Origin of the sequence: Protofrankia sp. CiP1_Cm_nod2, from assembly GCF_920664355.1 — a bacterium.
GTDB lineage: Bacteria > Actinomycetota > Actinomycetes > Frankiales > Frankiaceae > Protofrankia.
On the sequence record NZ_CAKKTL010000298.1, the window covers coordinates 820 to 4,929 of the forward strand.

At 71.4% G+C, this 4,110-nt stretch carries 2 protein-coding genes; both read left to right on the top strand.

Going from position 1 to position 4,110, the window contains the following annotated elements:
• Positions 1–132: 132 nt before the first annotated feature.
• Positions 133–1,332 carry a serine/threonine-protein kinase gene (locus NBW84_RS22040; protein ID WP_250287048.1) on the top strand — a complete coding sequence of 400 codons (1,200 nt, stop codon included), beginning with the start codon at positions 133–135 and terminating at the stop codon, positions 1,330–1,332.
• A 236-nt stretch (positions 1,333–1,568) separates the two neighbouring features.
• Positions 1,569–4,110: DEAD/DEAH box helicase (locus tag NBW84_RS22045; protein WP_250287051.1), on the top strand; the 2,542-nt coding region annotated here is incomplete at its 3' end.

Genomic DNA, 4,110 nt, shown 5'->3' on the forward strand with positions numbered 1-4,110 from the left:
GCTGGGTGGGGGCTGAGCCGTTGCTGATGCCCGGTGTGACCGTTAATGAGCTGACTGTTCTAAACTACTTGTCCGCGGTCATCCTGTTCGCGGTCATCGTGGACGGTTCCTGGGGCTGGGGGCGAGGGGATCATGGACGCGCTGCTCCCGTCGGACCCGGTGCGGGTCGGCCCGTACGAGCTGCGTGGCCGCCTGGGGGCGGGTGGCATGGGCCAGGTGTATCTGGGGATGTCGACTGCGGCCGAGAAGGTGGCCCTCAAGGTCATCAAACCGGACCTGGTCGCGGATCCGGCTGTCCGGCGGCGTTTCTCCGAAGAGGTCGAGAACCTCAGGATGATCTATGGCGCCCGGGTGGCGCGGTTCGAGGACGCCGGTCTTGAGGACGATCCGCCCTGGTGCGCTGTCGAATATGTCCCCGGGCGGACCCTGCGCCAGCATGTGGAGCTGCGAGGAGTGCTCGACCCGCCGCTGACCGCGATCCTCGGCGCGGCGCTCATCGAGGGGCTGGAGAAGATCCACCAGGTCGGGCTGCTGCACCGGGATCTCAAGCCCCAGAACATCCTGCTCGGTCCGGACGGCCCCAAGGTGATCGACTTCGGACTGGCGCTGCTGCTGGAGCGGAGGCACGAGCGGGAGCTCACCGAGCCCGGCGGGGTCGTCGGCACCCTCGCCTACATGCCGCCCGAGCAGGCCCGGGGCGACCGGGAGCTGACCGGGGCGGCCGACGTCTACGCGCTCGGCGCCACCCTGGTCTTCGCGGCCACCGGACGTTCGCTGTATCCCGGGGTCCGTGGCTACGCGCTGCTGGGCCACATCGCCGATCCCGCCATCCGGCCGGATCTGGACGCGGTTCCGGCCGAACTGGCGTCGCTGCTCGGCGCGATGCTCGCCTTCGAGCCGGCCGCCCGGCCGTCGCTGGACGCGTTGATGACCGGCCTGATGGACGTCGCGACCGCGGGTGGCCGGACCGGGGCGCGGCTGCGGCGCCGTCTCGTGGCCCGGACGTTCGTCGCGTCCGCTAGCGGGCCCGAGCTGTACGACGCCGACCCGCGGGAGGAGCCGTGGGACGACCAGACGGCGGTCCCGTGGGGATCATCCGGCTCGGACCATGCCGAGTGGGCGGCCGAGGGGGTGGATGCTGGGGGCACGGAGGGCGGAGAAACGCGGAATACCGGGACAGACCATGCCGCACAGGCGACGCGGGTGCTGCCGGTACCGGACGGATCAGGTCCTCGGGTGGGCCCGGCTGCGTTACCGTCGCGGGCGTCCGTCAGTGTTGAGTGGCTGGTGACGCGCCTGCGCGCCGAGTACGCCCGCAACGCGGAGCTCTGAGCGGAGCCTGGCCGCGGGGAGGGAGCGCCGGGCCGGCATCGATGTCGGTGCTGGTACCGGCGCCGGGTCTCGGGACACGGTCACAGGCGGGCGTGCGAGGTCGGGGTGGGCCTGCGACGTGGGGACGTACGACGCAGAGGACGTAGGGACAGGGAAGGCAGGCGTTGGTGACAGCAGGGCGGCGCGGGTCGTACGCGCCGGGTGCACGGGTCCTCGTTCGTGACGAGGAGTGGCTGGTGCGCAGCGCCGTCCGGACGGCGCACGACGGGTACATGATCAAAGTGGTGGGGGCCTCGGAGTTCGTCCAGGACCGTGAGGCGACGTTCTTCGACGGGCTTGAGCCGGTCGAGGTGCTGCGCCCGGAGAACACCGTCCTGGTCGCCGACGACACGCCGCGGTTCCGGCGCGGCCGGCTGTATCTGGAGGCGGTGCTGCGCCGCACGCCGCTGCCGCGTGGCGAGCGCGGGCTGGCGCTGGCGGACTCGTTCGTGCTCGACCCGAAGGTCTACCAGCAGCGGCCGGCCGAGCTCGCGCTCGCCGGGCTACGCCCCCGCATACTGATCGCGGACGTGGTGGGCCTGGGCAAGACCCTGGAGATCGGGCTGATCCTGGCCGAGCTGGTCCGTCGCGGCCGGGGGGAGCGCATCCTCGTGGTGACGCCGCAGCACGTGCTCGAGCAGTTCCAGCACGAGCTGTGGACGCGTTTCTCCCTCCCGCTGGTCCGGCTGGACTCGGTGGGTATCGAGCGGATCCAGCGGGAGATCCCGGCCGGGCGCAACCCGTTCACCTATTTCAAGCGGGTCATCGTCTCGGTGGACACGTTGAAGAACGTCGGCATGTACGGCCATCACCTGGAGAACATCGGCTGGGACGCGGTCGTGATCGACGAGTCGCACAACCTGATCGGTTCGACGAGCCTGCGCAACCGGCTGGCGCGGCTGCTGGCCTCCCGTACCGACGCGCTGCTGCTGGCCAGCGCCACCCCGCACAACGGTGACAAGAAGTCCTTCGGCGAGCTGATCAGACTGCTCGACCCGGCCGCGATCGTCGATGTCGAGAACTACGCGAAAGAGGACATCGAACATCTCTACCTGCGCCGGACGAAGATCAGTCCGGAGGTCCGGGACGAGATCAGCAACGAGTGGGCCGAGCGGGGCCCGTCGGTGCCGTTACGCTGCCCGGCCACGGCCGCGGAGGAGAAGATCTTCGCCGAGCTCACCGAGGTCTGGCTGCCGCCCGAGGGCGCGCCCGACGGCGTGGCCGAGGTGACGGCGGGCCGGCAGCCAGCGAGCACAGTGAGCACGCCGAACACGGCGAGCGCGGTGAGCAGGGAGCGGCGGCTGTTCCCCTACACGCTGCTGAAGGCGTTCCTGTCCTCGCATCACGCGCTGGCACAGACCGTCGATACGCGGCTGCGGTCGGCGGGCTGCACCGACGCTCAGGAGCGGTCCGCGCTCGGCCGGCTGCGCACGCTGGCGGCGGCCATGACCGACGCCGACTCCGCCAAGCTGGCGGCCCTGCTGCGCGAGCTGCGCCAGATCGGGGCCGGTCCGGGCAGCCAGGTGCGGGTCGTGGTGTTCTCCGAGCGGGTCGCGACGCTGAAGTGGCTGGCCGACGTCGTACCGGCGGCACTGGGCTTCACGGGGCGGACGGCCGCCCGGGACGCGGTGCGGGTCATGCACGGCGGCCTGCCCGACACCGACCAGCAGCGGATCGTCGAGGAGTTCTCCCAGCGGGACGCCCCGGTACGGATGCTGTTCACCGGCGACGTGGCGTCCGAAGGGGTCAACCTGCACCGGCAGTGCCACCATCTGGTGCACTACGACCTGCCGTGGAGCCTGATCCGCATCGAGCAGCGTAACGGCCGGATCGACCGTTACGGCCAGGCGTACCAGCCCCGGTTCCGGGCGCTGATCCTCACCTCGTCCGTGGCCGGTGCCAGGGACGACACCACGGTCGCCGAGAAGCTGCTGGCCCGCGAGGCGGAGGCGCACCGCAGCCTCGGCAGCGCCGAGGCGGTCACCGGGGAGTACCTGGCCGACCGGGAGGAGCGCCGTCTCATCCAGGATCTGCTCGCCGGGCGCGGCGTGGAGGAGTCACTGGACGCCGGCCCGCGACACGACGTGCTGGCCGATCTGCTCGGTGGCGTCGGTGAGACGCATGTTGCCGCGCAGCCGGCGCGGGCGCGGGTGCCAACCCTGTTCGCCTCCACCGAACGGTTCGTCGACGAGGCGCTGCGGGAGGTCTTCGACTCGCCCGAGGACGCGCTCGCGCTCCGCCACGAGGAGGGGATGATCGCTTTTGACGCCCCGGCCGACCTGGAGCGCCGCATGTCGGACCTGCCCCGCTCCTACCTGGCCGACCAGCGGGTGGACGGACGGCTGCGGCTGAAGCTGACCTTCGATCGGGAGCTTGCCAGGCGCCGGCTGGAGCAGGCCCGCGCGAGCCGGAAGACCAGCTGGCCGGACATCGCCTACGTCAGCGACATCCACCCGGTGGTCGACTGGCTCGTCGACAAGGTGCTGGTCAGGCTCGGCCGGCAGCAGGCACCCGTCCTGCTCGCCGACGTCCCCGGCCCGGTGTTCCTCGTCCAGGGCGTGTACTGCAACCAGCTGGGCCAGCCGACCGTGGTCGAGTGGATGGCGGTCGGCGGCCTGCCCGGCGCGCCGGCCGTCGAGCCGCTGGCCGACGTGCTGGCACGGGCCGGGGTGAACCCGGCGATGACCAACCCCGCCTCCGGTGTCGATCTCGGTCGGCTGCAGAAGCTCGTCCCGGCCG